The sequence below is a fragment of the Erythrobacter crassostreae genome (assembly GCF_019204045.1).
GTDB lineage: Bacteria > Pseudomonadota > Alphaproteobacteria > Sphingomonadales > Sphingomonadaceae > Erythrobacter > Erythrobacter crassostreae.
This window is the reverse complement of sequence record NZ_JAGSPC010000001.1, coordinates 916,261-943,253: the sequence shown is the minus strand read 5'-3', so window position 1 is coordinate 943,253 and position 26,993 is coordinate 916,261. Positions and strand designations below refer to the sequence as shown.

Here is a 26,993-nt window from a genome sequence, read left to right as displayed (position 1 = left end):
ACAGTTTGAATGGCTACCCCCAAGGCAAAGACAGAATTTGATATCATCATTTACGGTTCGACCGGTTACACCGGACGCCTCGTCGCGGAATATCTCGATAAGCATTATTCCGGCCGTGATGACGGGCCGAAATGGGCCATGGCGGGCCGGTCTCAGGACAAGCTGGAGGCTGTGCGCGATGAAATCGGCGCGCCTGCCGATACGCCGCTGGTGGTTGCCGATGCCGATGACATGGCCAGCCTTGAGGCGATGTGCCACCGCACCAAAGTCGTGCTGACGACCGTTGGCCCGTATCAGCTTTACGGAGACAACCTCGTCGCGGCCTGCGTGAAGACCGGCACCGATTATGCCGATCTTTCCGGTGAGCCCGCGTGGATGGCCGAAAAGATTGAACAGCACGAAGCCGACGCCAAGAAATCTGGCGCGCGCATCTGTTTCTCCAGCGGGTTCGATTCGATCCCGTTCGATCTCGGCGTGTTGATGGCTCAGAAAGAGGCGACGAAACGCTGGGGCAAGCCTGCTCCGTCAATCCGTGGCCGCGTGCGCGCGATGGCGGGCACATTCTCCGGCGGCACCGCAGCCAGCTTGGGCGCGACGATGAAGGCGATGGCGAAGAACCCGAAACTGATCAACGTCATGCGCAGCCCGTTTGCCCTGACACCGGGTTTTGAAGGGCCAAGCCAGCCTTCGGGAATGATCCCGTCATACGAGAAGGATCTCGACAAATGGGCCGCCCCGTTTGTGATGGCCCCGATCAACACAAAGAACGTGCACCGCACGAACTTCCTTCTGGGCCACCCATACGGCGAAGACTTCAAGTATGACGAGATGATGCTGACCAGCCCCGGCGATGCGGGCAAGAAAATGGCCGAAGCCGCGACAGAAATGATGAAGAACCCGTTCGGTGCGAAACCGCCAAAGCCAGGTGAAGGCCCGAGCAAGGAAGAGCGCGAGAACGGCTTTTACGACATCCTGTTCGTCGCCGATATGCCGGACGGTGAAAGCCTGCATTACAGCGTCAAAGGCAAATACGATCCGGGTTATGGCTCCACGAGCCGGATGCTGTCGGAAACCGGTATTGCGCTAACGCAAAGCGACGCACCGGGCGGGATCGGCACACCAGGTTCGTTCCTGGGCGAAGCATTGGTCAAACGGCTCGAAGAGCATGCCGAGCTGACCTTTACCGCTGAAAATTAGGCGGCGGCGAAAGCCCAAATGGAAAGGGGCGAGCGCCGGTTATGCCAGCGCTCGCCCCTTTCGTTTTCCTACTCTGTGATCAGAAGCTAAGCCGGACACTCGCACGAATGTTACGGCCAGCCAGAGGGACAAAGTCCTTGGTAAAGCTTGCATGGCGGCGGCCCGTCACGTCAAAGACGTTGTCAGCCGAAAGCTGGACGAACACGTTTTCATTGTTCGCAAGCGGGCGCCAAGCGACGAGGAAATTGACCAGCGCAAAATCCGATGTCGGCGTTTCGAATGCGGCAACCTGATCCTGCTCGGCGAACCATTGCACTTCGCCGCGCACGTCGAATGCACTGGTCTGCGCTTCAAGGCCAGCAAGGAAGCTGAGCGGCGGGATGCGCGGGACATTGGTGCCGTCGCCGAGCTCGGCATTGATATATGAACCGTTGAAATCGGCGATCAGGCCGAAATTACCGGTGTCGAACACAGGAAAGGAAACCTCGCCTTCAACGCCGAAATAATTGGCGTCCTGCTGAAGGTACACGAACACCGGAAGATCATCTTCCTCAAGACCGGTTTCGGTGAGGTAGATGTAGTCGTCAAACCACTGGTTAAAGACTGCCGCGCTGAATGTGACACCGCCCACGGTTCCACGAGCGAAAGCTTCGACGCCCCATGCGCTTTCAGTCGAAAGATTGACATCGCCGATCTCGAAAGCCTGCGTGGCGATATGCGGACCGTCGGAAAACAGTTCTTCCGCGCTCGGTGCGCGTTCGGCGCGGGACAGGTTAATACCCGCACGGAATGCTTCGTCGGCTTCGTAGATAAAGCCAGCAGCACCGGAGAATGTGTCAAAGTCGCGTTCGATACCCAGCGTGGTCGCATCAACCGATGTCGCTTCGTAACGGGCCGCCAATTCAAGCTGGAACGGACCCTTGCCGAATTCCTGCAGGCCAAACACGGCGAATTGATCGGTGATGTTAGGCGGAACATACGCTTCGGCGCCTTCGGCGAAGAAATCGCGGTGGCGATATTGGATGCCAATGCCGCCGCGCGAAGGACCGGTTTCGCTCTGCGTCAGTTCAAGGCGCGTTTCGATGCTTTCGCTGTCGAAGGTTGTGCCCACTTCTGCGCCTTCAAATTCGGTGTGGGTGTAATCGGAATAGCCCGCGCGCAGTTTCAAACGGGAGAAGAAACCATCGCCCAGCGCAATGTCAGCTTTGAAATCGGCGCGAACCTGCTCAAGCGCGATGGTGACGAGCTCCTCGCCTTCCTCTTCGCCCTCTTCTTCACCTTCCTCACCCTCTTCACCGTGGTGATGGCCGGAGCCAGGGCGTGTCGGAACACCGTAATTCGTATCGTAATACCCGACCGATGCGCCAAACGTGCTGTCGCCAAGGATCACGCCAAAGCCGCCATTGATTGTGTAAGTTTCGCTGGCCGAATTGGGGATGAAGCCTTCCTGATTGGCAGCTTCACGAAATTCCTCTGCTTCCTCAAACTCGCCTTCGGCTTCTTCTTCGGCAGCTTCTTCAAGCAGTTCGGCGCGAAGTTCGGGCGCAACCTGAGAACCGGAAATTTCCAGGTCATCGGTTTCGCGCCAGCTGCCATCCACATGGAGTACGAAGTTCTCTCCAATCGGAACATCGATCGATGCGCCACCGGTGCGAAGATCGCTCGCGGTATCGCCAGCAATCAACGCATCGAAATGGACACCTTCATCAGGCATCCGTGTCGGGATACGCTTGTCGATGACATTGACCGCGCCGCCAATGGCTTGCGAACCGTAGAGCAGCACCGCTGGCCCGCGCAGAACTTCGATCCGCTCTGCGGTAAGCGGGTCAATCGAGGTCGCGTGATCAACGGATGTGTTCGAAACATCAGCCGTGCCGATACCATCGACCAAAACACGTACTCGCTCGCCCTGAAAACCGCGTAGAACCGGACGCGAGGAGCCTGGAGCAAAGCTGGTTGCCGATACACCGGGGAGTTTGGCGAGAACTTCGCCAATTTGACCATTCAAGTTCCGCTGGATCTGTTCAGCTTCGAAAACGCTAGTGCCCGCAAGAATATCGAGCTGTTCAAGGCCCGCTGCGCTGACAACGATATTACCCTGATAATCGACGCGGCGATTGTGAAGATCATCTTCTGGCGCCTCTTCAGCCGCGCCGCCTTCGACAGACTGTCCGTCTTGGGGGCCAGCTTCGTTCTCAGCGAGCAAGGGAGATGCAGTGACAGCGAGTGCCGCCGTCAGTGCAATGCGAGATGCGATAAGTTTCATCGGAGAGAGCTCCCGGCATTAGAATGTGATAACGTAACATCCACCTAACGACATCATTGCAGATCGCAACCCTCTTTTTGCCGAGTTCGACGAAACGCACAATTCTACCGACAACAGGCCAAAAAGTGAGACGAGCTGGGCGCACATCCGCAATCGGACCAGCATCTGCTGATACGAAAACGGAAGATCGACCTGAGAAATAATGGAGCGGGCGAGGCGATTCGAACGCCCGACCCCAACCTTGGCAAGGTTGTGCTCTACCCCTGAGCTACGCCCGCTCACTGGCGTCAAACAGATCCGATGGAACACCACCCTATCTGCTGAGGAGGCGGGCAATTAACAGCGCCTCGGCCTGCCTGCAAGCGTTAAATCGCGCAAATTTGCCTTGATCCGGCTCGCATACCCCTCCAGCAGTTCGCACAGGAGAAATATGCGCTTCAAATCCGGCTGCGAGGCCCCACATGAGAAGTGAACCAATACGAAACGAATTTCAGGAGCATTTCCCTTGGCCAGCATGGGTCTTAACATCGAAGAACAAAAAGCCGTCGAGCGCTTTCAAAAAAGCGTTGTCGAGCCATCGCAGACTAAGCTGGTAATCCTCGATTTCTGGGCGGAATGGTGCGGGCCGTGCAAGGCACTTGCCCCGATGCTTGAAAAAGTTGCTGCGGAATATGCCGACAAAGGCGTAATTCTTGCGAAGCTGGATGTCGATGAAGAGAAATTCATCGCGAGCCAGTTTCAGGTTCAATCGATCCCGACCGTCTATGCAATGTTCCAGGGGCAGCCAGTTGCCGACTTAACCAGCGCGCGCAGCGAATCGCAGTTGAAGCAAGTGCTCGACCAGTTGTTGTCGCAGCTACCGATCCAGGCTGGCGCGGACGGTGATACTGCGCCGCAAGGCCCTTCACCGGAAGAAGTGGCCCAGCACATCAAGGTGGGCGAGGAAGCACTTGCTGCCGGTGACACCGAAAAAGCCTTTGGCGTGTTTGCTCAAGTCATCCAGTTCGACAATGAAAACCCCGGTGCGATCGCTGGCATGATCCGCGCGCAGATCGCGATGGGTCAGGCCGATGAGGCCGAGAAGATGATGGAGGCGATCAAGTCGAGCCCTGTCTACGAAAAGATCAAGGACGAGCCTGCGATTTTGGCCGCGAACAGCGCGCTGGAACTTGCGGGCACTCAGGTAGACGACAGCGAACTCGCAGGGCTGAAAAGCGCCGCCGAAGCCGATGGCGCAGGTATGGGTGCGAAACTCGCATATGCCGAAGCCACTTTTGCCGTCGGCGAGCGCGATGCCGCCGCGGACATGCTGCTCGGCATGGTGGCAGAAGACCGAGAGTGGAATGAAGGCGCGGCCAAAGCAAAGCTGCTACAGATTTTTGATGCCGTCGGTTTGCAAGACGAGTGGGTCGTTGCGACCCGGCGCCGCCTATCTAAGATTTTGTTCGGGTAAGCGATCTTGTCCCAACGCCTCTCCATCTTTCCCCTTCCCGGTGCGGTCCTGTTTCCCGGTCTACAGCTCCCGCTGCACATCTTTGAACCGCGCTATCGTTCGCTCGTAGGAGATTCGCTGGTGAGGGACCGCCAAATCGCCATGATCCAACCGCAACAGCCGGTTGACGGAGCGCCGCTATTCTCGATTGGTACGATCGGGCGCATTGGCGAAATCGAGGCGATGGAGGACGGACGCTACAATTTGATCCTTGAAGGTCAAAGCCGTTTCAAATTGATCCGGGAGATCGACGTCGTGACTGCATTCCGCCAGGTTGAAGGCGAAGTGATCGAGGACGACGAGGATGAAACCCTTAGCTACGCCCAGCGCGGTGGCTTCGAAAGCGAGGCCCGCAAGTTCGCCGAGCGGCAAGGATATTCGGTTGATTGGGATTCGGTTGAAAGGCTGGATGATCAATCGCTGATCAACGGCGTGTCGCAGATCGCGCCGTTCGATCCGGCATCAAAACAGGCTTTGCTAGAGGCAGGAAACCTTTCGGCGCGCTGCGAATTGCTCGTCCAACTGATGCAGTTCTTTGGCCGCAGCGACGGCGGCGAAGAGATCATGACCCTCCAATAACAGCGATGGGATTGCGACATTTCATCGCATAAGAGCCCTATGAGCCGCCCTCATATATAACTAAACGGTTATATATGGATTTCGCAGCACTCCCAACCAAAGGCGAACGGACCCGCGCGCACATCGTAGCGACGGCGGCAAATCTGTTCTGGCGGCGCAGCTTTCACGGTGTTTCAGTCGATCTGGTTGCCGATGCAGCGCAGGTGAACAAGGCCACAATCTATCGCTACTTTGCCGATAAGGGCGACCTTGCCCTCGCGGTGGTCCGCTTTAACGGGGCCGTGACCATCGAGACGGTCTTCGCATCCAGCTTTGACATCTATTCCAGCCCTCAGGATCGGCTCGCCGCAATTTTCCGCTTTGTGTACGGCGCTCACGAGACGATGCTTGAGGAGAGCGGCGATATATACGGCTGCCCGATTGTCGGACTCGCTCTTGAGTTGGGGCAGGACATGCCTGAAATTCGCAAAGAAGCGCAGCATATCTTCGATCAGGTGGAAAACTATCTGACGATCATCGCTCGCGACGCAGTTGATAACAACGGACTGAATCAGAGCCCCGAAATGCTGGGCCGCACTCTAACCCAGTTGCTGCATGGAGCATTCGCCTCTGCCCGTCTTGCGGGCGCACCGTCCCGGATCCTAGACGCCGGAAACGCTTCGCTTGCGCTTCTCGGCTTTGCGGACACTCAGATCATTCAACAGGAGCGCGTATAGTGACCAACCTTCCTCTTTATGCTGCTGCGCTTGGCGCGTTCCTGATTGTTCTACAGGTGGTCTTGATGCTCAGCGTCGGTCTTCACCGGTCAAAAGGGCAATTTCTTGGCGATGGCGGAGATCGCGATCTTGAACGCAAAGTAAGGCGACACGGCAATCTGGCCGAGAATTCCGGCCTGTTTCTTGTGGTAATTGCTCTGTTTGAAATTATTGTCGGGCAAACGACCTTTGTACTGGTCTTGTGCATCGGCTTTGCCGTTGCGCGCTCGCTTCACGCACTTGGATTTGCATCACTCGCCGGTTCGCACGGCGATGACCTTACCGGAACGCGCAAAGCCTTTGCCGGCATGCGCGCCATGGGAGCGATGGGCACATTGCTGGTCGCGCTTGGCTCAACCTACGGTATTGTCAGCACGATCACTTGATCTCTAGCTTACTTAATCTTGTCCCAGATATCCGCAGTCCGCTTAGAAATCGACTGTGGCAACAGCAGTTCGTTAAGCCCCAGAACCACACCCATAAGAAGTGCTAGGGGAGGGCTTTTCGCAAAGTCCGTCAGCGCTACGTCACCGATCTTTATCTCGACAAAGCCAAGGTTCAATAGAAGCCCCAGAACGCTGGCCAACGCACCCGCGAAGATAAGACGTGCTGTCGGCTCCAGAAAATCATCTTCGGCGACTGTAAGGTCGCGCAGTTTCAATTCAGCTTTGCGGATTGCGTAGGAGAGACAGACACCGATACTTGTGCCGATCCAGAGGACCATAAACGAAGACGCCGCTGCCGTACTTACATCAATTTTGCCCCAGAAATCGCCATCCGCATATCGCATGAAAATATACAGGGCTACGAAGAACAGGATCAGCCGACCGGCAGCGCCTGAGAGCCGCTTGAGATACAGATTCTTTTTCTTAGGTCCTTCAGAGTTGATGAGATCATCGATTACTCGTTCAAGCGCTGCTTTAGCCACTTCGGGCTGAGCTTTGCCGGTCAAACCGACTTGAGCGAGCCGGTACAACCGAAGGTAGAGAAGTCTGAATGGCGCGGCGATTTCGCCATTCGAGCTGATGTAGAGCCTTCTGATCGTCGTGAGAACTTCTGCGATCGCCTCGTGCAGTGCGGATTGATCGGCCGGAGGCGGCTCATCTCTTTCAGGCAGGCCAAAGTAGATGTTCACCGCTCTCCGGTCGGATGGTTCGACAAACTTCAACACCCTTTTGTCAAGGCCATCCAAAGGTTTTCCGTCCTTGCCTCCGGCGTATATCGGCTCTCCGTCGGCATCGGCCGGGGCAACTCCATACGCCCCTACCTTTGCACCTGCTGGCGCATCCGGTTTTACCTCGTCAGCAACCGGCTGCTCTTTTGTCTTGGTATCATTGCCCGGCATCATCACCCTCCTTTAGCGCGTTATTTGGGAGGCCATTTTCCGGTGATGTCGCTCTTCTTTATGCCTTCGAAATCTGGGCGATCAATTGAGGCACCATCAGGCGGCCATTTGCCCACGATAGATCGGTGGACAGTTTCGGTAAGCTTTCCCGAGCCAAAGCCCACGCCGATTTTATTCAACGCTTCGGACGCTTCTGCCGCCTTCTCGCTCAAAGGATCAATTTTGGCAGGCTGCAGGCTCTTTGCGAGCATCAGATCGAGAGTCTCCAAAATGAGCGCTCTCGTCTGGATCAGACCATCCATCTTTTCCGGCTGCAATCCGCTGGGCGGCCATGGCCCAACGACAATGTTTGCAATATCGGGGCTCTGAAGCCGCTCGACAAGAGAACGGGTATCCATGCCCGAGGCCTGCAATTCTTTAATCGCAGCCCTTATGATAGCTTCTGGTTTGTCGTCCCTCACACTGAACTCCGAAAAATGAAGTACTGTGCGACCCTTATAAGGTGAGTTTTATGCAATAAACTGATCAATGCAAGAGATAACTCTCTCGAACTACAAAGACGTTCGGTAGTTTTACGTGATAAAGCTGCCGCGCAATCCGTCGATCACGTATTGTGCCGCAAGTGCAGATAACAATACGCCAAGAAGTCGAGTAATAACCGCCTCGACTTTATCACCAAGCAATCGGATCAGCGGTCCGGCTGCGACCAGCGCTGCTGCGGTCAGGAGCAGGACTAGGCCAAGGGCAAGAAACACCTCTGCTGTTTGCTCGAAACCGTCGGCTTCGTTCATCAAGAGCATGATCGCCGCAATTGCGCCTGGCCCCGCCAGCATCGGCATCGCCATCGGGAAGACGGAAACATCTTCCACTTCGGCAGCGGTTACTTTCTCGGCCCGTTCTTCGCGGCGCTGGGTGCGTTTTTCGAACACCATCTCGAACGCGATAAAGAACAACATCAAACCGCCAGCGATACGAAAGCTGTCGAGCTGGATATGCAGTGCGTTGAGCAGGTCTTCGCCGAAGAACGCAAAAATAGTAAGGATTACCGCTGCGATAGCGGTGGCACGAAGCGCCATATTGCGCGCTTGCGCATTGCTGGCCCCCTTTGTCAGGCCAGCATAAATTGGCGCGCAACCAGGGGGGTCGATCACGACGAACAGCGTGATGAAGGCAGAAATGAAAAGCTCGGTGAAGACCATGAGGCGGCCTCTAGCAGAAATTTTCTGTCAGGATAGTCGCCCTTTGCCAAGAACACTATTCGGCAGGAGATACGAACCCTTCATCAATCGCTGTAACCCATTCACCGTTATAGTAATAATCGGCAGCGATGTATTTTGTACCGTCGGAGCCGTGCTCCCAACGCCAGCGCAAAGTGCCATCCCGCGAAAGTGTCGCATCTCCCGGTATGTCTGCCGATAGCAGCAACGGAGGAGGCGGTGGCACCTGCTCACCGCCGCGTGGGCATGTCGCTACCAAGCCCTGAACAGCGTCAATCGCAGTGACAACGATATCGCCATCTTCAAACTCGGCGCGGGGCGGTGGCTGCGGGTTGTCGCGCCCTGCCACATCATAGATCCATTTGTAGCTGTTACCCGGCTGGCGCACCCACGTGGTAACGTAATTTCCGACGAAACCCTCCTGGTCCACAAATCGGCCGAGGCTGAGCGCGACTTCACCGTCACAGCTCATCACGACAGTGCGCGGAGCCCAATCGGCGGCAGCTTCTGGATCTTTCCCCTGACCGAACATGTTGAGCGCCCCGACCAGACCGTTGCGTCTATGCAACCGCGCGCCATTGGCCGCGTATTCCAACGCGGCTGTGTGCTGGCCGCTTTCCTTCGCCGCGCGGGCATAAGCGATCTCGGTCTTCACGATTGTGCTCGGCTGGGCGGCACCAGGTGCGCTTTGAAGCGCGCGGGCTATCACTTTTTGCGATGGGCCTCTTTGCGGGGTTCCGCAGGCTGTGACGGTCATTGCGAGAGCGGCGGCGAACAAGACAAGCTTTGCGGTCTGCATGAATTCTCCGATTTTAAGTCGACCCGCAATTGCGCGGTGCCTGATTTACTCAGCCTGACCAGTGGGAACCGTATCTTCGATCACGGTCTTAAACGCGGCACCGTCCCATATCTCGACTGTCAGCATGCGGCCCGCTTCTGCGCTATAATTCCAGCGATAGCGCAGCGATCCGTCGGGTGATTGCCCAAATTGCTCTGTCAGTTCGGCGACTGCTGGCAGGTTTTCGCAAGAGGCCACCAGATTGAGGGGGATTTGCGGTGCTGGGCGAGGCTCGTCGAGACCGTCTCCATGCGACAGCGTCCAACGCCATTGGCCATAAGAACCCTCTGCGTCAGCATCATACCGCCAGATTGTCGTGTAGTAGCCGGGATAGTCCTCCCACGTGATCGCACCTGTCACCGCGCCCATCAATCCATCACACGAAACAGCGACCAGATGCCCCTGCCATGCGGTATCGGGAAATGGCTCTTGACCACTCAGCCATGATTTTGCATCGACCGGTCCCGGCGCAAAAAGAATAGCCTCAGGGGCTGCAGTTTGGCCCAGCGCTGCAATAACGTCTGAATCCTGTGCCAGTCGGTTTTGTGCAAGATCGGCAGCGAGGACGGGCATGCCCGGGCGGATCGAATTGACGCTGTTTGGCGCGGCGCAAGCCGACAGCATTGCGGTTAGCGCAAGGCCCGCGACAACCCTCACAAGTCTGCGGGAGCCTCAAGACCGGCATTGCGATGAGCAGCGACCAATGTGTTGCGCAGCAGAACTGCAATTGTCATCGGTCCTACACCGCCCGGCACAGGGGTAATCGCGCCGGCGACTTCGCTCGCTTCGTCGAATGCGACGTCGCCGACCAGCTTGCCCTTTTCCTTGCCCGGTTCCGGCGGTAGGCGGTTAATGCCCACATCAATCACGGTCGCACCGTCTTTCAGCCAGTCCTTGCCGATCATTTGCGGGCGGCCAACGGCGGCCACCACAATATCTGCGCGGCGCACGACCGAGGCGAGGTCTTTGGTCCGGCTATGCGCGATGGTGACGGTCGCATTGGCATCCAGCAGCAGTTGCGCCATCGGCTTGCCAACAATGTTCGAACGTCCAATCACTACCGCTTCGAGACCGGATAGGTCCCCGAGGCGGTCCGTCAAAAGCATCATACAGCCCAGCGGTGTGCACGGCACGAAGCCTGTTTGCCCCACGCTCAACCGGCCCGCATTGATGACATGGAAACCGTCCACGTCCTTGTCAGGGCTAATCGCGGCAATGATACTTTGTTCATCGAGATGGTCTGGCAACGGCAATTGCACAAGAATGCCATCCACGCTGTCATCATTGTTGAGTTTTTCAACCAGCGCCATCAGATCTTCTGATGTCGTGTCCATCGGCAGGCGATGCTCAAAGCTTGCCATGTTGGCAGCCAGCGTCGCTTTCCCCTTGGCACCGACATAGACCTGACTGGCGGCGTCTTCGCCCACCAGCACAACAGCGAGGCCCGCCTTACGACCAGCGGCCTCCGCAAAAGTCGCGGCATAATCCCCGACCCGCTCCCGCAGGCGCGCGGCAAAAGCTTTTCCGTCAATCCGTGTGGCGGTCATATCTGGATCAGTTTCCTGTCGATTGGCAGTTAAACGCTTCGGAGAACCGCCATCAAAATCTGAAGGCCGATAATCAGAACAAGCGGAGAGAAATCAATCGCGCCGGTGTTGGGCATGATGTTGCGGATCGGACGCAGGATCGGTTCAAGCAGAGAATTGATCGATTGGTAAACCTGCATCAGAAACTGGTTCGATGGGTTCACGACATTGAACGCAAACAGTAGGCCGATCACAAACTGAATGATAATCAGCATCACGAATGCTTGGGTAAGAATTCCGACGACGTCGACGAGAAGATCCATGGTGTTTCAAACTGCCTTTTTTTCGGCGCACGACCCGTATTGCGCGCGTATGTGGTCCCGTTATTGGCGTGTTACCCGACTAATACGCCTAACGCTACCCTTTTTGCGAAATCCGATATAGTGCCGCCTCTATGCCCGCACCAGTGTGCCCGCACCGCGAGCTGTGAAGAATTCGAGCAACATCGCATGCGGAATGCGTCCGTCTAAAACAACTGCGGCTTCACACCCGGACTCAACCGCCGAGACACACGTTTCCAGTTTGGGCACCATGCCGCCCTTAATCACACCTTCTTCGCGCAATTTGGCAATATCTCGCGGGTTCAAGTCTGACAGCAAATTGCCATTGCCATCGAGCACGCCCGCAACGTCGGTAAGCAGGAACAGCCGCGCTGCACCCAGCGCCGCCGCGACTGCACCGGCCATTGTGTCTGCATTGATGTTGTAAGTTGCGCCGTCCTCTCCGCCCGCAATCGGGGCTATCACCGGGATCATTCCAGCGGCGACGGCTGTGTCAATTACGCTGGTGTCGACATGCGCAGGCTCACCAACAAACCCGAGGTCGACGACGCTCTCGATCAAGCTTTCCGGATCGCGCGCCGTGCGCTCCACCTTGCGCGCCGTGACCAGCCCGCCATCCTTGCCAGACAGGCCCAGCGCCTTGCCACCGGCATTGGAAAGCCAACCGACCAGTTCTTTGTTGATCCCGCCCGAAAGCACCATCTCGGCCACCTTCGCTGTGGCTTCATCAGTAACACGCAAGCCGTCGACAAACGTGCTTTCGACGCCAAGACGCGACAGCATGTCACCGATCTGCGGCCCGCCCCCATGGACCACGACCGGATTGATCCCGACCGCTTTCAGCAGAACAATATCTTCGGCAAAATCACGCGCGGCCTGTTTGTTGCCCATGGCATGGCCGCCATATTTCACAACAAAAGTGCGTCCGGCATAGCGCTGAAAATAGGGCAACGCCTCAATCAGCACTTCGACCTTGGATAGGCCCGCTGCATCAGCCATTGTGTCGGCAATATCTGTCATCGCGCCCGTCCTTATGTCATCGCTGGCGGTGGTGATTAGTTCGCAGCGAGGCGCTTAGCCGCTTTGCCAGAACTCTGCAAAACACTCTGCAAAATTCAAAGCAGGTCGGCGCCTTATCCGCACGTTCTGCAAATTTAGTGCTTGGCACCGTAACCAAATGTTGTTTCACTACGAATCGTTCGATGAAGGGGCGAACGGCCTCATCACGGAAACTTGGATTGGAGGAACACCATGAACACCACTCGTTTTAAAGGCTCGATCGCACTCGCAGCAGCAGCCGGCCTCGCCGCGGCATGTTCAGGCGGCGCTGATGCACCGACTGAAGCAGAGGGCGCAACCGAAGGCGGCGACGTACAAGAAATCGCTGCTGCTGATGACGCTGGCGATAAAGAGAAGTGCTACGGCGTTTCCAAAGCTGGCGAAAATGATTGCGCCGCCGGTCCTGGCACCAGCTGTGCCGGTACCAGCGTGGTCGACTACCAGGGCAATGCATGGACTTACGTCGATGCAGGCACCTGCCTCGAAATTGAAACGCCAAATGGCAAAGGCACGCTCGAGCCAGTCGAAGCGTAAGCCGTCCGACAAAACAGCGTGACAGCAGTTGCGCAAGGAAATGGGCCGCGCGGAGCAATCCGGGCGGCCCTTTTTGCATGCTGTTGTATTTACGTGTTATCCCTCAGTCCACGAGGCGCAAAGCAAGCCCCAAAGCGGTCCGCCAGAGATCGCAAGCTCGCATCAATCAAATGGGAGTTGAGGACAATGGATAGAGATCCAAACGAGAAGGCGGACAATTCTGGCGGGGACCGCCGCGGCGTGGACCGGCGCAAGCAGCAGCTGCCCTTTGAAGGCGAAGATCGCCGCAAAGGAGACCGCAGGAACGGAACCGACAGGCGCAAAGAAACACGCGACTGACTGCGCTCGCTTGGAATTGCCTGCTCTCATGTTAGATTGACAGTCCGATGTTCAAGCGCGCTCCCCGTAAGCCGAAATTTCGCAAGACCCGTCGTTCTGCAGGCATTGCCAGCTGGTGGACGCTTTGGCGCGTGCCGATTTTGCTCGCCGTTGTCAGCGCAGGATGGTGGTTCCTGTATCGCCCGTATGTCGCCGAGCAGGGATGGCAGCAGGTTACGTATCGGTTTGCTCAGTGCGGCCAACCGTGGTCAGGCGCGCAAGGGTGCGTGGTTGATGGCGATACCCTGATTATTGGCAGCGGACCCAAGCGGCGCCGGATCCGGATAACCGGGTTTGATGCGCCCGAGCTGGACGGAGCGTGCCCGGCTGAGATCGAACGGGCGCGGCGGGCGAAAGTCGAGCTGCACACCTGGCTGGCTATCGGCCCATTTGAATGGAGCGGCGAGGATGAGCCTCCACGCGATCAATATGGCCGCGAGCTGCGCGAAATCAGTCGGCCTTTGGAAAGCGGCGGTCGGGATTATCTTGCCCAGCATATGCTAAGCCGCAGTCTCGCATCCGAAAGCGGATGGGGTGCGATCCGAACTGACTGGTGCACATAAGCACAGCTCAATTCACAGGCGGGGCTTGCTCTCCCGCAACTCTCGCATAAACTGGCCTGCGCATGCCAATGGCAAAAGGGGATCCAACATGACTGAACAAAATACAAATAGCGGTTTCGATTTTAATCAACCGACCATCATCAGCCTGCTCTATCTGGGCAGCTTCGTGACCGGATTTTCTGGGCTTGTCGGGATCGTCCTCGCTCATGTTTGGCAAAGCGATAATGAGGAAAGCTGGGCTGCCTCGCATTTCACCTATCTGATCCGGACATTCTGGTTTGGTTTTATCGCCAGCATTATCGCGTCTGTCTTGATGTTTGTTCTGATTGGCTTCCTGCTTTTCCCGATCATCGCGATCTGGGTCGGCGTTCGCAGCGTGATGAGCCTGGTTAAGGCGCAAAGACGCGAACCAATGCCTGAACCTGAAACGATGCTCTTTTGAGCGTCGCAGGAATGTTCCACCGTTTTGCACCAGCCCTTATCGTAGCGGCAATCCTAACCGGCTGCTCCGCTACGCCCCGTTATGAAGGCGCCGCCGGAGCGAACCTTAGCGCACAGGATGAATTCTGGGCCGCGCTGTCGAGCCATTGTGGCAAAGCGTTTTCAGGCGGTTTGGTAAGCGAGGATGAAGTCGATGCCGATTTCGCGGCAGCGGACATGATTATGCATGTTCGCGAGTGCTCGGACGAACAGATTGCCGTCCCATTCCACGTCGCGATTGACGGTAAATGGGACCGTTCGCGAACTTGGCTCGTCACGCGAACGTCGGATGGTCTCAGGCTCAAACACGATCACCGTCACAAGGATGGCGAGAGTGATGCGGTCACCATGTATGGCGGTGATACCGATGCGGACGGATCGGCGGGCTCGCAGGACTTCCCTGTGGATGCCGAGAGCATCGCCTTGTTCGAGCGCGAAGGGCTCAGCGCCTCAGTCACTAATGTGTGGACCGTCGAGGTTGACGATGCGGAGGCGGAAGCCGGTGTGTTCGCCTACCAGTTGAAACGCACTATCGATGGCGGTGCGCCGGAGGATCGCTTTTTCAGAGTTGAGTTTGATCTTACCGCACCAGTCGAAGCCCCTCCTCCCGCATGGGGTTGGGAATAGGCTGGCGCTGACAGCTTAGCCCTTGAGCGATACGCGAACCAGCGGTCCGCCCTCTTGCGTTTCGGCGTCTTGAACACCGGTGCCTTCGGTCTGAGGATGCTCGATGGGCGCTTGCGCCACGGGTGCTTCGGCCTGAACTGCTTCCGTAACTGGCAATCCGCCAAGCACGAAGAAGATTACCAGCAATCCGCCTACCATTCCCAATGTGAGTCCGGCCAGGCCCTGTACGATCTTCATGCGATACCCTTCGTGTGAATTAACTGATATTGGTAATAAGAGTTCGAGGTGAAGAAAACCTTAGGAAGCCGGCGAAAAACGGGGATTTTACGCGGTTTTTCAACTTTCCAGATGACGTATTTTTCGCAATCCAAGGCTTACTGCGGCAGGCGATGGTGACGATTGGGTTAACGCGAATGTCCGCCGTATCTTTGCCTTGCTCCATACCATCGCTTACTTTGCCCTAACCGACAGCTTAAAGAGAAACCGCATGACCACGCATGACTCTGATCAACAGCAACACCGGCCTCGACCGGTCCAAAGCTTTTCTCGTCCCGCGATTGTGAGCATATTGTTGCTCGCGAGCGTTCTAATCCCGGCGACGTGCCTAGTCGCAATGGTGCTCGCTTATATATGGCGCCGGTCCGATGATACCGAAGCTTGGGAGGTTTCGCATTTCACCTATCTGATCCGAACATTCTGGCTTGGCTTTGCCTTGATCATTAGCGCGTTCATCGTGGCGATCGCTTTTATCGTGAGCATGTATGCCAACAATCAGGCTTGGGATTCGGTTTCCGACACCGTGGTTGGCGTTGCGATGATGGGCGTTGCTGCGCTGTTCCTGCTTGTCACGGTCGGTTTGGGTGTGCGCTGTGTCCTTTCATTGGTGAAAGCGCTAAAATCAGAACCGATGCCCAATCCGAAAAGCTGGCTGTTCTAAGCGGGCAAGCGCTGTAGGGAACACATGACAGATCAGCGATGTGTCATGTGTTCCCTACAAGGCGTTTCGCAGTAATTTCAGCGTTCTACCCATGTTGGACCTGGGTGACACTTTGCCAACATAGGGCAGGTTTTCGGTGCGTGAAGTCATCCCTTTCCCGCTACCACCGGCCGCGCATGTAGGAAAATTCAGCCGCTCTTGGGCGGATATTCCTCCGCCGATCCGTGATCGATGCTGAGGCTTTGTTGCAGGCGGAAACGCCCCTCTTCCGCCATCCATTTCCACGTGTGGATATAACGCGCACCGCCCACCTGCACCCATGTCGGGCCGCCGGGGTCATCCGCGCCGTATGTGCCCGCTGGCCGCTGGCGCAGTTCGTGGAAAGTGTGCATCCCGCGCTCCAGCACGCCCCACTTGCCGAGCGGAGTTACCTCACGGCTGGCGGGGACGGAGAGGCGGCGGTTCTTGTATCCTTCATTCTTCCCGCCCGGTTCGCGGTCGGCGCACTGCTCTGACAACATGCCGATGAAAGCCGCGCGGTCACCGGCGACCTCTCCGCCCAGATCGTGCAGCATGCGGAAATCCTCGGTCAGCAGCGGCTTCAACTTATCCGGCGCGCAGCCTTCGAATGCAGCCCAGAACAACGCGCTGTCATTGGCGATCACGCTAGTGCGGGCCTCCTCGATAGCAGGAATTGGCGTGGGCGCGGCGGCTTGAGCGAGGGCAAGTGCGAGAGCGGAAAGCATGGATTATCCCCTTGGGTGTATTGCATGGATAATACACAGGAATGCCGCCCGATCAAGTGGCCGTGACGGCCATCACGCGCGCCAGCCTGCAGCGCGGATACTCTCCTTACACGAGCGATCAAACGTGAAGCGCTCTTGTTGAACTGGAGACAATTGAATGAGCAACGCATGCCAAGTTGAGCGCGAAAATCTGCAAGCGCTGGTTAAAGAAGTGGGGGGCGATCTTTCCGAGCGGATGAAAGCAATCACCGCAAAATACAAAACCCGCTTTGACGATATCGAGGACGACGCGCCCGATGCGACGGGTCTGGATGCAGCAATCTCACTCGATTTCGAGGTCGAAATGAAGACCATCGCGGTCAAGCTTGACCTTCCTCAGGTGACCATGAAATTGCAGGAGTGGAAATTCGACCTGCCGCAGGTCACTATGAAGGACAAACGGATCGTGTTCCACGTGCCGGCCATGCGGATGGTCAAACGGAAAGTGGGTGAGAAGCCGGAGGTCCACGGTTGGACGATCAAGTGGAAGCCGATCTACATGCATGTGCCGGAGCCTTACATGCGCAAAAACGAGATCGTGATGGGCATCCCCGAAGTTAAAATGGGGACCACTTCGATCAAACTCGATGTGCCGGAAATCAAGATGCAGACGACCGAGCTGAAATTCGATGTACCGCAGTTTACCCTGAAAAGTATCTCCGCCGAAGCGGCAGAGATGGAGGACCGCGCCAAGGCAGAAAGCGAAAGCATGCAAAGTGAGCTTTCCGCGGCCCGCGGCGAGATCATGGGCGGCGCGCGCGAGAAGGTGGTGGATGCCAGCTATTTGATGTTTTCGTGTTTGCGGACACAGATCCAGATGAAGCGGGATGAAACATCGGCGATGTTCGAGCCGGGCCTTGCCCTGATGCGGGGTGCCCTGACGAAGCTTTCCGATGCGGGGGCAGACGATGCGAAAAAGGCGGCAACGAAACAGCTGACTGACCTGATCGGCAAACGCGATGCCGCGCTCAAGAAATTCGACGCGGCGATTGACCGGTTGATCGAGCAGGAAAAGGCGACAGTGGCGTCGATCATTGCGGGACTGACCTAACGCGAACAGTCTCGATTTAGGGATGCGAAGACGGTGGGCGATCCGGAAGGGCGCCCACCGTTCGTTTTGTGCAGTGGTACAGCTCGTCAGTCAGCGGCTGTTTTTGCTTCGCGGTCGCTGTTGGGATCATCGCTATATTCGACATTCGCCGGATCGCCCAGATTGGCGGTGTTGCCCGTTTCGCCTTCTGGGTTTGCGTCTTCGACACCTGGGACGGCCTCTTCGATCTCGGCACCGGTGAGTGCATCACCCTCAGCAACGCCTTCGATGCTTTCGCCCGCGGTGTCTGCAGGGCCGTCGCTTTCCGGCGCGCCGCAAGCGGCAAGGGTAAGCCCAGCGCCAAGCACGGCAACAAGCGGCAGACGGTCGAAAAGGGTGCGGGTGTTCATATCGTTGCTCCTATTGTGTGTCTTTCCAACGAAGCGAGCGGCGATGAGGTTCCGAAAGGGTGCCCGTATGCCTATTCAGCAGACGCCCGTTCGCGGGTCACGATGGCGGTAATTTCATCGAGCAGCGCGAGGCGTGATCGCTTCAACTCTTCGGTGCGGCTGTCGCTGGCGGCGTCTACCTCTGCCTCGATCCGGTGAACCTCGCGGTTAATCGCGTGATACTCATCCGCAAGCTTCGCATAATGCGCCATATCGCGCTTAAGCCGCGTCAGCAGATCGCGATCCCGCTTGAAAATTTCGGTGAGTTCGTTGGGTGTGTGTGCCGACATGTGGGGTTCTCCTCTTGGTGTGTGAGGAGGGTATGGGCGGCGGCTTGGCGGGAGTCTTTGATATGGGTCAATTAGTGTGATCTTTGGAATTGCCTGCGACGCTGGCGCGCATGGGCAAAGTGATCCGATCAAACCGCTGGACGAAAGCGAGCGCCTATTCGGCGAGAGGCAGGCGGCAGGCACGCCAGCCGCGCCGGCCACGCGTACCAAAGAATATGCCAGCGAAACGCAGCGTGCGGTGGTTTCCGATTGCGCTGGTGGCGCTACCGCTGGCGGCGTTTTCGGCGGTGCTGTTTTTCCCCGCGACCGATAGCTCCCCTGCTGAGGCAGAGGCGGCAATTGGCTTTGCTCAGGTGATTGATCGCGAAGAGGCGTATTTCCCGATTTGCTCAGGGCCGCAGCGCGTCACCTGCGTCGTGGATGGCGACACGATCTGGTATCGCGGCGAGAAGATCAGACTGGTCGGTTTCGACACGCCCGAGGTGAGCAATCCCGGCTGCGCCAATGAAGCAAGGCTCGGCGCGCTCGCGACGGAGCGATTGCAAGACTTGCTGAATGAAGGCGCGTTTAGCTTGGAAGCCAACCCTGAAGGCCGCGAGCACGACCGCTATGGCCGTGCACTGCTGGTGGTTTCACGCGGTGGTGCGAATTTGGGTGATATGTTGGTGGGCGAAGGCTTAGCCGAGCGACGCGGTGGGCGTGGGAATGTTTGGTGCTAGAGAATGACAAGAACTGCTACGAATTAGCGCCGATCCTCGCACTTCCTTCATGCCGATTTTTCTCTTCACTAAAGTAACATCCAAGTCCCTCTTGGTGGTCCCTTTTGTATCTTCTTACGTTTGACAAGCTCATCGCTGGCCCAGCGTAATTCATATTGCCATGTGTAGAAGTACTTTCCTGATCGACGGATGTCAGGCTCGTAATTATCCCAAACAAACTTGCAGACGTCTGCAATCCGGGCCTTGCCACCAAATGATGACAAGGCCCGCAAAATAGGCTCTTCTAGGGACTCTCGCTTCAAGCTTTACTCCGCCGCTTCGACCTCGCCAAACATATCCGGACCTTCATCCGCTGCGACTTCTTCGTTCGCGGCTTTGGCGTTCTGGCGCTTGTCGAAGCTGTTCCAGACTGTGCCCCAATCGCCGGTCGTCGCGCCCTTCGAATATTCCGTCGCGCGGGTTTCGAAGAAGTTGGCGTGCTCCACACCGTTAAGCAGCGGGGTGAGCCATGGCAGCGGGTGCTCTTCGACCATATAGATCTCTTGCAGGCCCAACTGCTTCAAACGCCAATCGGCGATGTAGCGGATGTATTTCTTGATCTCTTTCGCCGTCATGCCGTTCACCGGACCCATTTCGAAAGCGAGGTCGATAAAGGCGTCTTCGAGGCGGACGGTTTTCTGGCAGATGTCGATGATGTCTTCCTTCACCGACTTGGTCAGACAGTCCCGCTCTTCGCAGAAGGTGTGGAACATCTTGATGATGCCTTCGCAGTGGAGGCTTTCATCACGGACCGACCAGCTGACGATCTGGCCCATGCCTTTCATCTTGTTAAAGCGCGGGAAGTTCATCAGCATGGCAAAGGATGCGAACAGCTGAAGCCCTTCGGTAAAGCCGCCGAACATGGCGAGTGTGCGCGCGATATCTTCGTCGGTATCGACGCTGAATTCGTGCATGTAGCTGTGCTTGTCGGCCATTTCCTCATATTCGAGGAACGCGCTGTATTCGCTTTCCGGCATGCCGATCGTATCGAGCAGGTGCGAATACGCCGCGATGTGCACGGTTTCCATATTGGAAAACGCGGCGAGCATCATTTTCACTTCGGTCGGCTTGAACACGCGGCCATATTGTTCGTGGTAGCAATTTTGCACTTCGACATCGGCTTGCGTGAAGAAGCGGAAGATTTGCGTAAGCAGGTTGCGCTCATGCTCGGTGATGTTTTGCGCCCAATCGCGGCAGTCTTCGCCCAAGGGCACTTCTTCGGGCATCCAGTGGATCTGTTGCTGGCGTTTCCAGAAGTCGTAAGCCCACGGATATTCGAACGGCTTGTAGGTAGAGCGGGCTTCGAGCAACGACATGTTGTGCATCCTTGGTTTGTGTTCAGCTACCCATATAGGGAAACAGAGCAACGAATCGAAGGCAAGAAGGGACTCAAGGTCGGGGATAAACCGTGCTTTTTCTGAGTCGAATGGTGCGCGCCGGATCGGCTGTTGCAAACGCCTCATGAATCCAAGGGTTTGCGACCCCGCTTCATGCTGGCCGGGCAAACTTCGCATTTAGGCTAACGGGCCATTAAACAAACCGGCCTATTGCGGCATACATGGGTGTTGAAGGCTCCTTCATACCGGCCAGGGTGGTGGCCGAAATTCCGGTTTTCTCTCAGCAAGAGAGCGCGCCGGAAGGGATCAACACATCCGAGCTCGATGCAATTGACAGTTTGAATGCTCCCGAAGGCAGTTGGCCAGAGCGAGTGCGAGAACTGTACAAGGAAGAAGTGGAAGCCCGCCTCTACCGTGAACACCACTTTCTGTTCATGCTCGGGCTCCTTTCCTGTCTCGTCACAATCGGGCTCGACGCTCTGATCAATCCGGCGATGGTGAAGGAAGGCGCGATTCTGCGGATTCTGGCAGTTTGTCCAATCACTTTGCTGGGCATGATCGCCGCGCAGAAAGGATGGACGCGCATTCTGGCGCTGTGCATCATCGCCGCGCCGACTGCATTTGCCGGCCTGGTCGTTCATCTGACCTTCCACCTGCCGCCGCATTTTGCCGCCAGTTATCTGACCGCGACGACATTGATCATCGGGCTGGCGAATACGGTCTTGCCGATTTCAATGCGCTGGCTGCTCGCGTTCGATCTCGCCTTTATCGCCACCGCTTTGGCTGTGCTTGCCCTCGGGCCGGAGGGCACGATTGCGGTTCGCGCGGATTATGTGTTCCTCCTCTGCGTTGTCGCTGGGGGAACCTTGCCGCTCGCAGGCCGGATTGAGCAATTGCGCCGCCGCAACTTCCTACTCAATCTAAGAACCCAGATTTCGGCCGTCGAATTGCGCGATGCCAATCTCAAACTGCGTGATCTGTCGGAGCAGGACCCTCTGACCGGCGCCCTTAACCGCCGCGGTTTTGCGCGGGCTTTTGCCGAAAAGATCCTGCCGTCCGCCAGCCTTACTCCGGCAGCCGAAGGCCGCGCAGCATTGATCATGGTCGATATCGATCATTTCAAACACTTCAATGACACCCACGGACACCTCGCCGGCGATACGTGCCTGACGATGGTGGCCAATGCCTTGCAGGAAATCATGGAGCAAACCGGCGGATTCGTCGCGCGTTATGGGGGCGAAGAATTCATTGCCGCATTACGCGAAACGTCAACTGATCAAGCGAGCGAAGTCGCCGAAGAAATCCGCAAAAAGGTGGCTTCGCTGTTGGTCCCTATCGGCGGCGAAAATGGCGGCGTCGGTCGTTCTCTGGTCACCGCATCCTTGGGCATAGGGATTGGCGAAACACTCGCCCGCCCGATCGAACCGGACGAATGCGAAGCGATCCGCGAAGAATTGATCGAGATGGCAGATGTCGCGCTTTACAGCGCAAAGGAATCAGGCCGGAACCGGGTTGAGGTGGTCCGCAGGGCCGATCCCGCCAACCCGGCAAACTGATTAATCGCTGCTTTTCTTTGATCCGAAAAAGCTGCCGCCGCCCAGCACAGTGATCCCGACAAAGAAGCCGAAATCATACCAGCCTCCTGAATTTGGCACGGCGTAGACAGCTATTTCCGGATTGAAGAGCGATCCGATCCAGCTCCATGGGAAAATGAACCCGTGCCACAGGCCCCACCAGAAGCCGGGCGCACTGGCCTCCGCAGAAACGGTCGCATCGATCTGACTGGCGCAGGCTGAAAGCAATAAAGCCAAACAGGCGGCGGCGAAAATCCGGACCTTCATAGCTGTATCAACGCAATGGTGAGCCACAGCAATGGTAGAAAGGCGATCACGATGGTGATGTGGAGCCGTCCGGCATTCGCCGAATGGCCGGGGCCCGCACGGATCGCGCGATAGCCGTTCGCCGCGAATGCCAAGGCGGCAATTGTGCCAATGATGGCGATCCAGAGTGTTGGTGTCATATGTTCTGACCTCCCAGCATCCTGCACGGCAATTCATCCGCGCGCAGAAATAGTCCGGGAATTGTTATGACATAAATTTCAGCCGCGGGCGAGGCGGCCGCGTGCAAGCACGCTGAACCGGTTCAGCAGAATCGGCTGGGCCGCGAACCGTCCATGGGTTCAAAGTCGCCGGGCGCCATGCTTTTTGAAAGGTCGGGCACATGGCCGTCCTGACTTTGATCGACCAGATTGCTGTTAAGTGGCACCGTGAAAGTCACGCCGATTTCTCCGCCGTCGCTCCATTTGATCATGGCGCGGTGCGGGCCGGAACTGCCAACGAAGACCTGCAATTGCGTGCCTGGTGTGAATTTACCGGGACCAGGCGCGAACCGGCAACCACCGGTTGAAAGATCAATCAGCGTCACATCGACCGGGTTCCCGAGGCCGGTAAAGTATCGGCCCGGCAGGGAAACGGTTTTACGCGAGGTCTTGCGTGTTTGCATAACGCCTGCGGCATAACCCGAACTTGCTTAACAGTGTGTAAAGGCTGGCAAAAAGAAAATCCCCGCGAGGCGCTGGGCCTCGCGGGGATCAATCTTCTAAATCAGAACGTTACTGGCAGCTGAGGCATTCCTCGTAATCGGTTTGCTCTGCGGCCAGTTCAAACTTCTGCGCATCGGCGGTGTTGTCCGCTTCGACGCCGCCGGCAAAGCCTGCGCGCTGGATCGATTTCGAGCGGAGATAATACAGCGATTTGATGCCTTTTTCCCAAGCCTGGAAGTGCAGCATCATCAGATCCCACTTGTCGACATCCGCCGGAATAAACAGGTTCAGCGACTGGGCCTGATCGATGTACGGCGCGCGGTCGGCTGCGAAATCAAGCAGCCAGCGCTGGTCAATTTCAAAGCTGGTTTTGAAACTCGTCTTTTCCTCCTCGGAAAGGAAATCGAGGTGCTGAACCGAGCCGCCTTTTTCAAGGATGGAGTTCCAGACATTGGTCGAGTTCTTCGATTTCTTGTCGAGGATTTTTTCCAAATACGGGTTCTTCACGATGAAGCTGCCCGACAGGGTTTTGTGCGTGTAGATGTTCGCAGGGATCGGCTCGATGCAGGCCGATGTTCCGCCGCAAATGATCGAGATCGACGCGGTCGGCGCGATTGCCATTTTGCAGCTGAAACGCTCCATCGCGCCCATTTCCGCCGCATCAGGACACGGTCCGCGTTCCTGAGCGAGCAGCATGGATGCTTCCGATGCCTTCGCCTGAATATGCTTGAACATTTTCAGGTTCAGCGCCTTCGCCATCGCGCTTTCAAAGCCGAGGCCTTTTTGCTGAAGGAAGGAGTGGAAGCCCATCACGCCGAGACCAACCGAACGCTCTCGCTCGGCGGAATATTTGGCGCGCGCCATCTCGTCCGGTGCGCGGTCGATATAATCCTGCAGGACATTGTCGAGCATACGCATCACGTCTTCGATGAAGTCTTTCTCGCCGTTCCACTCATCCCATTTTTCAAGGTTGAGCGAAGACAGGCAGCAAACCGCTGTACGGTCATTGCCAAGGTGGTCGATACCGGTTGGCAGAGTGATTTCGCTGCACAGGTTCGATGTCGAAACTTTCAGGCCCAGATCGCGGTGATGCTTTGGCATCATGCGGTTCACCGTATCGTTAAACACGATGTAGGGCTCACCTGTGGCGAGGCGTGTCTCAACCAGTTTCTGGAACAGCGAACGCGCATTCACGGTGCTGCGGACTTCGCCTGTCTTGGGTGAGATCAGGTCGAAATCGGCGCCTTCACGCACTGCTTCCATGAATTTATCGGTTAGCAGCACGCCATGGTGCAGGTTTAACGCCTTACGGTTGAAATCGCCCGACGGTTTGCGGATTTCGAGGAATTCCTCGATTTCAGGGTGGCTCACGTCGAGATAGCAAGCAGCCGAACCGCGGCGCAGCGACCCTTGCGAAATTGCCAGCGTCAAACTGTCCATCACACGCACGAACGGAATGATGCCGCTGGTCTTGCCGTTGAGGCCAACCGGCTCGCCAATTCCGCGAACGCTGCCCCAATAGGTGCCAATGCCGCCGCCTTTTGAGGCGAGCCAGACATTCTCGTTCCAAGTGTTCACGATCCCATCGAGGCTGTCAGATACCGAGTTGAGATAGCAGCTGATCGGCAGACCGCGCGATGTGCCGCCATTCGACAGAACAGGCGTCGCAGGCATGAACCACAGACGCGAAATGTAATCATAAAGGCGCTGGGCGTGATCCTGATCATCGGCATAGGCATCGGCCACACGTGCAAACAGATCTTGAAAGCTTTCACCCGGAAGCAGGTAGCGATCGATCAGCGTTTCTTTGCCGAATTCCGTCAGCAATGAATCGCGCGTGTCGTCGGTAACGACGTCAAAACGGCGATCATTGACCTTTTTGCTGTCCGGTTCAGCAGCAGCTTTTGCAGCTTCGCCAATGGCGCCAGCCAGCGCTTCGCCCGCTTTCGCGGCGACCAGCTCTTCGCTGCCCTTGTCTTTGCTCTTCATGGCCACTGCTTTTGCCTCGGTATCGGTGCTGCTCGCCGCGCCGGTGTCGGTTTCAGTCATTACGTCGCCTGCGTTTTCGTTTGGCACGCTATCGCTCGCTTTAAATTCCATTACAGCCCCGTTTATCTCGCTCGAATCGGAGCACGCTACCTTCTAGCGAAGAAATGCGTATGTTCCGATTCTGTTCTCTACCGCTCAATCAACAGAAAACCCACAGGCTATCCCGTGGGTTATCCCTTTGATCGTCCCAATCGAACCTGCTCACCTGCAACAAAGACTCCGATCCCCTGCGCAAACACCCCATTTTCCATATATGGGGTCGATGCGCTGCGATCACTAGGTCTTGTGGGTAAGCAGCCCCGAACAACCACTAGATAGTGAATCAGGTGCTCGTTTCGCGCAAGAGGGTAAATGCGAATTAACGTAAACAGAGACCCAAATAGGCCGGTGTATTACATGGCTGCAACGCCGCGACGCGGCAGAAATGCTGGGCTTGTCAGACGCGCAACCCCAAAAAGGAATCTGCGAAAAAATTTTGGCGTGCAAAAGGTGCCAAGCGGGCTTGTGAATCATTCGAATCCGGGTGCGCAATAATCGAATCCAAAGCGGCCCCTCGGCAGCAGCAAATTCGTGTCGCAAAATTACAAGCGCGCCAATTTCGGAGCGATTGAATCGCTTGGCCTGACGGTTTCAAATTTTACGCAAGTGATTCGCTCGACGTTGCGGAACGCTGCGTCAGGCGGGTGCTTTTACGCTTCCCACATGATCGACAATTTCCTGCGTCACGCGGCCAATCAGCTCGACAGGGATGTCGTGGCCCCAGCCCGGAATGGTCACCAGCTTCGCGCCTGGAATATGCGCGGCGGTGTCCTGTCCGCCTTCCAGTTTCACCAGCGGATCAGCCTCACCGTGCAGCACCAGAGTGGGCGTGGTCACATTTCTGAGCCGCTCGCGCCGGTCACCATCGTCGATAATCGCAGCGAGCTGACGCGGAAGACCGGGAGGGTAGACGCTGCGGCGGATCGCCTTCAGAACCTTTTCCTCGCGGCGCTGCGGATCCGCGGGGTAGCCCGGGCTGCCAATGCTTTGCTGCACATTGATGCCGTGCGCGAGCAGGTCCTGTTCTTCCATCGAAGTAAGCGGCGCGATCAGCGCTTCCATCGCCTGTTTGTCAGCCTGCGGAACTTTGGGATTGCCAGTGGTCGACATGATCGATGTGAGCGAGAGCAGCTTGTCCGAATGGTTGATACCCATCAGCTGGACGATCATCCCGCCCATGGATGCGCCGACAACATGCGCACGGTCAATCTTCAGCGCGTCCAGCAATCCGGCAGCATCGGCGGCCATATCCTCCAGTGTGTATGGCACGCGCGCAGGAAAACCGATCATCTTGCGCAGAACCTGCATTTTTAGACCGGGAGCCTTTGCGCCCTCCATCTTCTGACTGAGCCCGATGTCGCGATTGTCGAACCGGATCACGCGGTATCCCTCACCCACCAGAGCCTCGACAAATTCGTCGGGCCACAGCACCATCTGCGCGCCCAGCCCCATCACGAGCAGGATCGGCTCGTGATCTGGATTGCCATGATCTTCGTAGAACAGCTCGATTGCCGTGTTAGGCGTGGTGATTGTCGGCATGGTTCAGGCGGCCTCTTTGTCTGGATACGTTTTGTTTGAAG

General features: G+C 56.8%; 33 protein-coding genes and 1 tRNA gene. 14 read left to right on the top strand and 20 right to left on the bottom strand.

Annotated features, from left to right (window positions below):
• The first annotated feature begins 9 nt into the window (after positions 1-9).
• Positions 10-1,197, top strand: a complete 1,188-nt coding sequence (locus KCG46_RS04720; RefSeq protein ID WP_218404146.1) for a saccharopine dehydrogenase family protein — start codon at positions 10-12, stop codon at positions 1,195-1,197.
• Positions 1,198-1,276: 79 nt separating this feature from the next.
• Here the strand turns inward: KCG46_RS04720 and KCG46_RS04715 are convergent, their stop codons facing one another.
• Positions 1,277-3,463 carry a TonB-dependent receptor gene (locus KCG46_RS04715; RefSeq protein WP_218404145.1) on the bottom strand — a complete coding sequence of 729 codons (2,187 nt, stop codon included), beginning with the start codon at positions 3,461-3,463 and terminating at the stop codon, positions 1,277-1,279.
• A gap of 203 nt (positions 3,464-3,666) precedes the next feature.
• A tRNA-Gly gene (locus tag KCG46_RS04710) sits at positions 3,667-3,741 on the bottom strand.
• Between the two features lie 236 nt (positions 3,742-3,977).
• On the opposite strand from KCG46_RS04710, the gene KCG46_RS04705 reads away from it, so the two are divergent.
• From KCG46_RS04705 to KCG46_RS04690, 4 genes are all read left to right on the top strand, one after another.
• A complete protein-coding gene (locus KCG46_RS04705; protein WP_218404144.1) occupies positions 3,978-4,916 on the top strand; it encodes a tetratricopeptide repeat protein in 939 nt (312 codons plus the stop codon).
• A gap of 6 nt (positions 4,917-4,922) precedes the next feature.
• Positions 4,923-5,534 carry an LON peptidase substrate-binding domain-containing protein gene (locus KCG46_RS04700; protein ID WP_218404143.1) on the top strand — a complete coding sequence of 204 codons (612 nt, stop codon included), beginning with the start codon at positions 4,923-4,925 and terminating at the stop codon, positions 5,532-5,534.
• Positions 5,535-5,608: 74 nt separating this feature from the next.
• Positions 5,609-6,250 (top strand): TetR/AcrR family transcriptional regulator, encoded by a 642-nt coding sequence (locus tag KCG46_RS04695; protein ID WP_218404142.1) that lies wholly within the window; start codon positions 5,609-5,611, stop codon positions 6,248-6,250.
• A complete protein-coding gene (locus KCG46_RS04690; protein ID WP_218404141.1) occupies positions 6,250-6,675 on the top strand; it encodes an MAPEG family protein in 426 nt (141 codons plus the stop codon). The genes KCG46_RS04695 and KCG46_RS04690 overlap by 1 nt, the downstream gene beginning before the upstream one ends.
• Positions 6,676-6,683: 8 nt before the next feature.
• Here the strand turns inward: KCG46_RS04690 and KCG46_RS04685 are convergent, their stop codons facing one another.
• The 8 genes from KCG46_RS04685 to argB form a co-directional block, all read right to left on the bottom strand.
• Positions 6,684-7,637: a hypothetical protein gene (locus KCG46_RS04685; RefSeq protein ID WP_218404140.1), complete on the bottom strand. Its 954-nt coding sequence runs from the start codon at positions 7,635-7,637 to the stop codon at positions 6,684-6,686.
• A gap of 17 nt (positions 7,638-7,654) precedes the next feature.
• Entirely contained in the window at positions 7,655-8,032 is a 378-nt protein-coding gene (locus tag KCG46_RS04680; RefSeq protein WP_218404139.1) for a hypothetical protein, read from the bottom strand.
• 174 nt (positions 8,033-8,206) lie between these two features.
• The gene (locus KCG46_RS04675; RefSeq protein ID WP_218404138.1) at positions 8,207-8,833 is read right to left on the bottom strand and encodes a MarC family protein; all 627 of its coding nucleotides are present in this window, start codon (positions 8,831-8,833) and stop codon (positions 8,207-8,209) included.
• A gap of 55 nt (positions 8,834-8,888) precedes the next feature.
• On the bottom strand, positions 8,889-9,650 hold the full coding sequence (locus KCG46_RS04670; RefSeq protein ID WP_218404137.1) for a hypothetical protein: 762 nt from the start codon (positions 9,648-9,650) through the stop codon (positions 8,889-8,891).
• Positions 9,651-9,695: 45 nt separating this feature from the next.
• Positions 9,696-10,313, bottom strand: coding sequence for a hypothetical protein (locus KCG46_RS04665; protein ID WP_218404136.1), 618 nt, complete (start codon positions 10,311-10,313; stop codon positions 9,696-9,698).
• A 29-nt stretch (positions 10,314-10,342) separates the two neighbouring features.
• The gene (folD, locus tag KCG46_RS04660; RefSeq protein ID WP_218404135.1) at positions 10,343-11,236 is read right to left on the bottom strand and encodes a bifunctional methylenetetrahydrofolate dehydrogenase/methenyltetrahydrofolate cyclohydrolase FolD; all 894 of its coding nucleotides are present in this window, start codon (positions 11,234-11,236) and stop codon (positions 10,343-10,345) included.
• Between the two features lie 29 nt (positions 11,237-11,265).
• On the bottom strand, positions 11,266-11,538 hold the full coding sequence (locus KCG46_RS04655) for a YggT family protein (RefSeq protein WP_218404134.1): 273 nt from the start codon (positions 11,536-11,538) through the stop codon (positions 11,266-11,268).
• A 129-nt stretch (positions 11,539-11,667) separates the two neighbouring features.
• Positions 11,668-12,576, bottom strand: coding sequence for an acetylglutamate kinase (gene argB / locus KCG46_RS04650; RefSeq protein ID WP_439648809.1), 909 nt, complete (start codon positions 12,574-12,576; stop codon positions 11,668-11,670).
• 231 nt (positions 12,577-12,807) lie between these two features.
• Between argB and KCG46_RS04645 the strand changes: the two genes are divergently transcribed.
• From KCG46_RS04645 to KCG46_RS04625, 5 genes are all read left to right on the top strand, one after another.
• Complete coding sequence (locus KCG46_RS04645; protein ID WP_218404133.1) at positions 12,808-13,149, top strand: BufA1 family periplasmic bufferin-type metallophore; 342 nt, start codon at positions 12,808-12,810, stop codon at positions 13,147-13,149.
• A gap of 186 nt (positions 13,150-13,335) precedes the next feature.
• Positions 13,336-13,488 (top strand): hypothetical protein, encoded by a 153-nt coding sequence (locus tag KCG46_RS04640; RefSeq protein ID WP_218404132.1) that lies wholly within the window; start codon positions 13,336-13,338, stop codon positions 13,486-13,488.
• A gap of 47 nt (positions 13,489-13,535) precedes the next feature.
• Positions 13,536-14,090, top strand: a complete 555-nt coding sequence (locus KCG46_RS04635; protein WP_218404131.1) for a thermonuclease family protein — start codon at positions 13,536-13,538, stop codon at positions 14,088-14,090.
• An 88-nt stretch (positions 14,091-14,178) separates the two neighbouring features.
• A complete protein-coding gene (locus KCG46_RS04630) occupies positions 14,179-14,532 on the top strand; it encodes a DUF4870 family protein (protein WP_218404130.1) in 354 nt (117 codons plus the stop codon).
• Positions 14,533-14,543: 11 nt separating this feature from the next.
• Complete coding sequence (locus KCG46_RS04625) at positions 14,544-15,197, top strand: hypothetical protein (protein WP_218404129.1); 654 nt, start codon at positions 14,544-14,546, stop codon at positions 15,195-15,197.
• 15 nt (positions 15,198-15,212) lie between these two features.
• Here the strand turns inward: KCG46_RS04625 and KCG46_RS04620 are convergent, their stop codons facing one another.
• Positions 15,213-15,434: a hypothetical protein gene (locus KCG46_RS04620; RefSeq protein ID WP_218404128.1), complete on the bottom strand. Its 222-nt coding sequence runs from the start codon at positions 15,432-15,434 to the stop codon at positions 15,213-15,215.
• Positions 15,435-15,684: 250 nt separating this feature from the next.
• Here KCG46_RS04620 and KCG46_RS04615 point away from each other — a divergent pair, with 250 nt between their 5' ends.
• Positions 15,685-16,134, top strand: coding sequence for a hypothetical protein (locus tag KCG46_RS04615; protein WP_218404127.1), 450 nt, complete (start codon positions 15,685-15,687; stop codon positions 16,132-16,134).
• 188 nt (positions 16,135-16,322) lie between these two features.
• Here KCG46_RS04615 and KCG46_RS04610 read toward each other — a convergent pair whose 3' ends face one another.
• On the bottom strand, positions 16,323-16,880 hold the full coding sequence (locus KCG46_RS04610) for a DUF4440 domain-containing protein (RefSeq protein ID WP_218404126.1): 558 nt from the start codon (positions 16,878-16,880) through the stop codon (positions 16,323-16,325).
• Positions 16,881-17,037: 157 nt separating this feature from the next.
• Here KCG46_RS04610 and KCG46_RS04605 point away from each other — a divergent pair, with 157 nt between their 5' ends.
• The gene (locus tag KCG46_RS04605) at positions 17,038-17,970 is read left to right on the top strand and encodes a hypothetical protein (protein WP_218404125.1); all 933 of its coding nucleotides are present in this window, start codon (positions 17,038-17,040) and stop codon (positions 17,968-17,970) included.
• A gap of 86 nt (positions 17,971-18,056) precedes the next feature.
• Here the strand turns inward: KCG46_RS04605 and KCG46_RS04600 are convergent, their stop codons facing one another.
• Together KCG46_RS04600 and KCG46_RS04595 are read right to left on the bottom strand one after the other, a co-directional pair.
• Positions 18,057-18,359 (bottom strand): hypothetical protein, encoded by a 303-nt coding sequence (locus tag KCG46_RS04600; RefSeq protein WP_218404124.1) that lies wholly within the window; start codon positions 18,357-18,359, stop codon positions 18,057-18,059.
• 71 nt (positions 18,360-18,430) lie between these two features.
• Positions 18,431-18,688: an HP1242/YdcH family protein gene (locus tag KCG46_RS04595; RefSeq protein WP_218404123.1), complete on the bottom strand. Its 258-nt coding sequence runs from the start codon at positions 18,686-18,688 to the stop codon at positions 18,431-18,433.
• Positions 18,689-18,771: 83 nt separating this feature from the next.
• Between KCG46_RS04595 and KCG46_RS04590 the strand changes: the two genes are divergently transcribed.
• Positions 18,772-19,407, top strand: a complete 636-nt coding sequence (locus tag KCG46_RS04590) for a thermonuclease family protein (RefSeq protein WP_255551764.1) — start codon at positions 18,772-18,774, stop codon at positions 19,405-19,407.
• Between the two features lie 305 nt (positions 19,408-19,712).
• Here the strand turns inward: KCG46_RS04590 and KCG46_RS04585 are convergent, their stop codons facing one another.
• On the bottom strand, positions 19,713-20,762 hold the full coding sequence (locus tag KCG46_RS04585) for a ribonucleotide-diphosphate reductase subunit beta (protein ID WP_218404122.1): 1,050 nt from the start codon (positions 20,760-20,762) through the stop codon (positions 19,713-19,715).
• A 278-nt stretch (positions 20,763-21,040) separates the two neighbouring features.
• Here KCG46_RS04585 and KCG46_RS12720 point away from each other — a divergent pair, with 278 nt between their 5' ends.
• Positions 21,041-22,339 carry a GGDEF domain-containing protein gene (locus tag KCG46_RS12720; RefSeq protein ID WP_218404121.1) on the top strand — a complete coding sequence of 433 codons (1,299 nt, stop codon included), beginning with the start codon at positions 21,041-21,043 and terminating at the stop codon, positions 22,337-22,339.
• Here the strand turns inward: KCG46_RS12720 and KCG46_RS04575 are convergent, their stop codons facing one another.
• From KCG46_RS04575 to KCG46_RS04555, 5 genes are all read right to left on the bottom strand, one after another.
• Positions 22,340-22,624: a hypothetical protein gene (locus KCG46_RS04575; protein ID WP_218404120.1), complete on the bottom strand. Its 285-nt coding sequence runs from the start codon at positions 22,622-22,624 to the stop codon at positions 22,340-22,342.
• On the bottom strand, positions 22,621-22,803 hold the full coding sequence (locus KCG46_RS04570) for a hypothetical protein (protein ID WP_218404119.1): 183 nt from the start codon (positions 22,801-22,803) through the stop codon (positions 22,621-22,623). The genes KCG46_RS04575 and KCG46_RS04570 overlap by 4 nt, the downstream gene beginning before the upstream one ends.
• A gap of 122 nt (positions 22,804-22,925) precedes the next feature.
• Positions 22,926-23,285, bottom strand: coding sequence for a PilZ domain-containing protein (locus KCG46_RS04565; protein ID WP_218404118.1), 360 nt, complete (start codon positions 23,283-23,285; stop codon positions 22,926-22,928).
• A 109-nt stretch (positions 23,286-23,394) separates the two neighbouring features.
• The gene (locus KCG46_RS04560; RefSeq protein WP_439648832.1) at positions 23,395-25,374 is read right to left on the bottom strand and encodes a ribonucleoside-diphosphate reductase subunit alpha; all 1,980 of its coding nucleotides are present in this window, start codon (positions 25,372-25,374) and stop codon (positions 23,395-23,397) included.
• A gap of 675 nt (positions 25,375-26,049) precedes the next feature.
• Complete coding sequence (locus KCG46_RS04555) at positions 26,050-26,952, bottom strand: alpha/beta fold hydrolase (RefSeq protein ID WP_218404116.1); 903 nt, start codon at positions 26,950-26,952, stop codon at positions 26,050-26,052.
• Positions 26,953-26,993 lie beyond the last annotated feature (41 nt).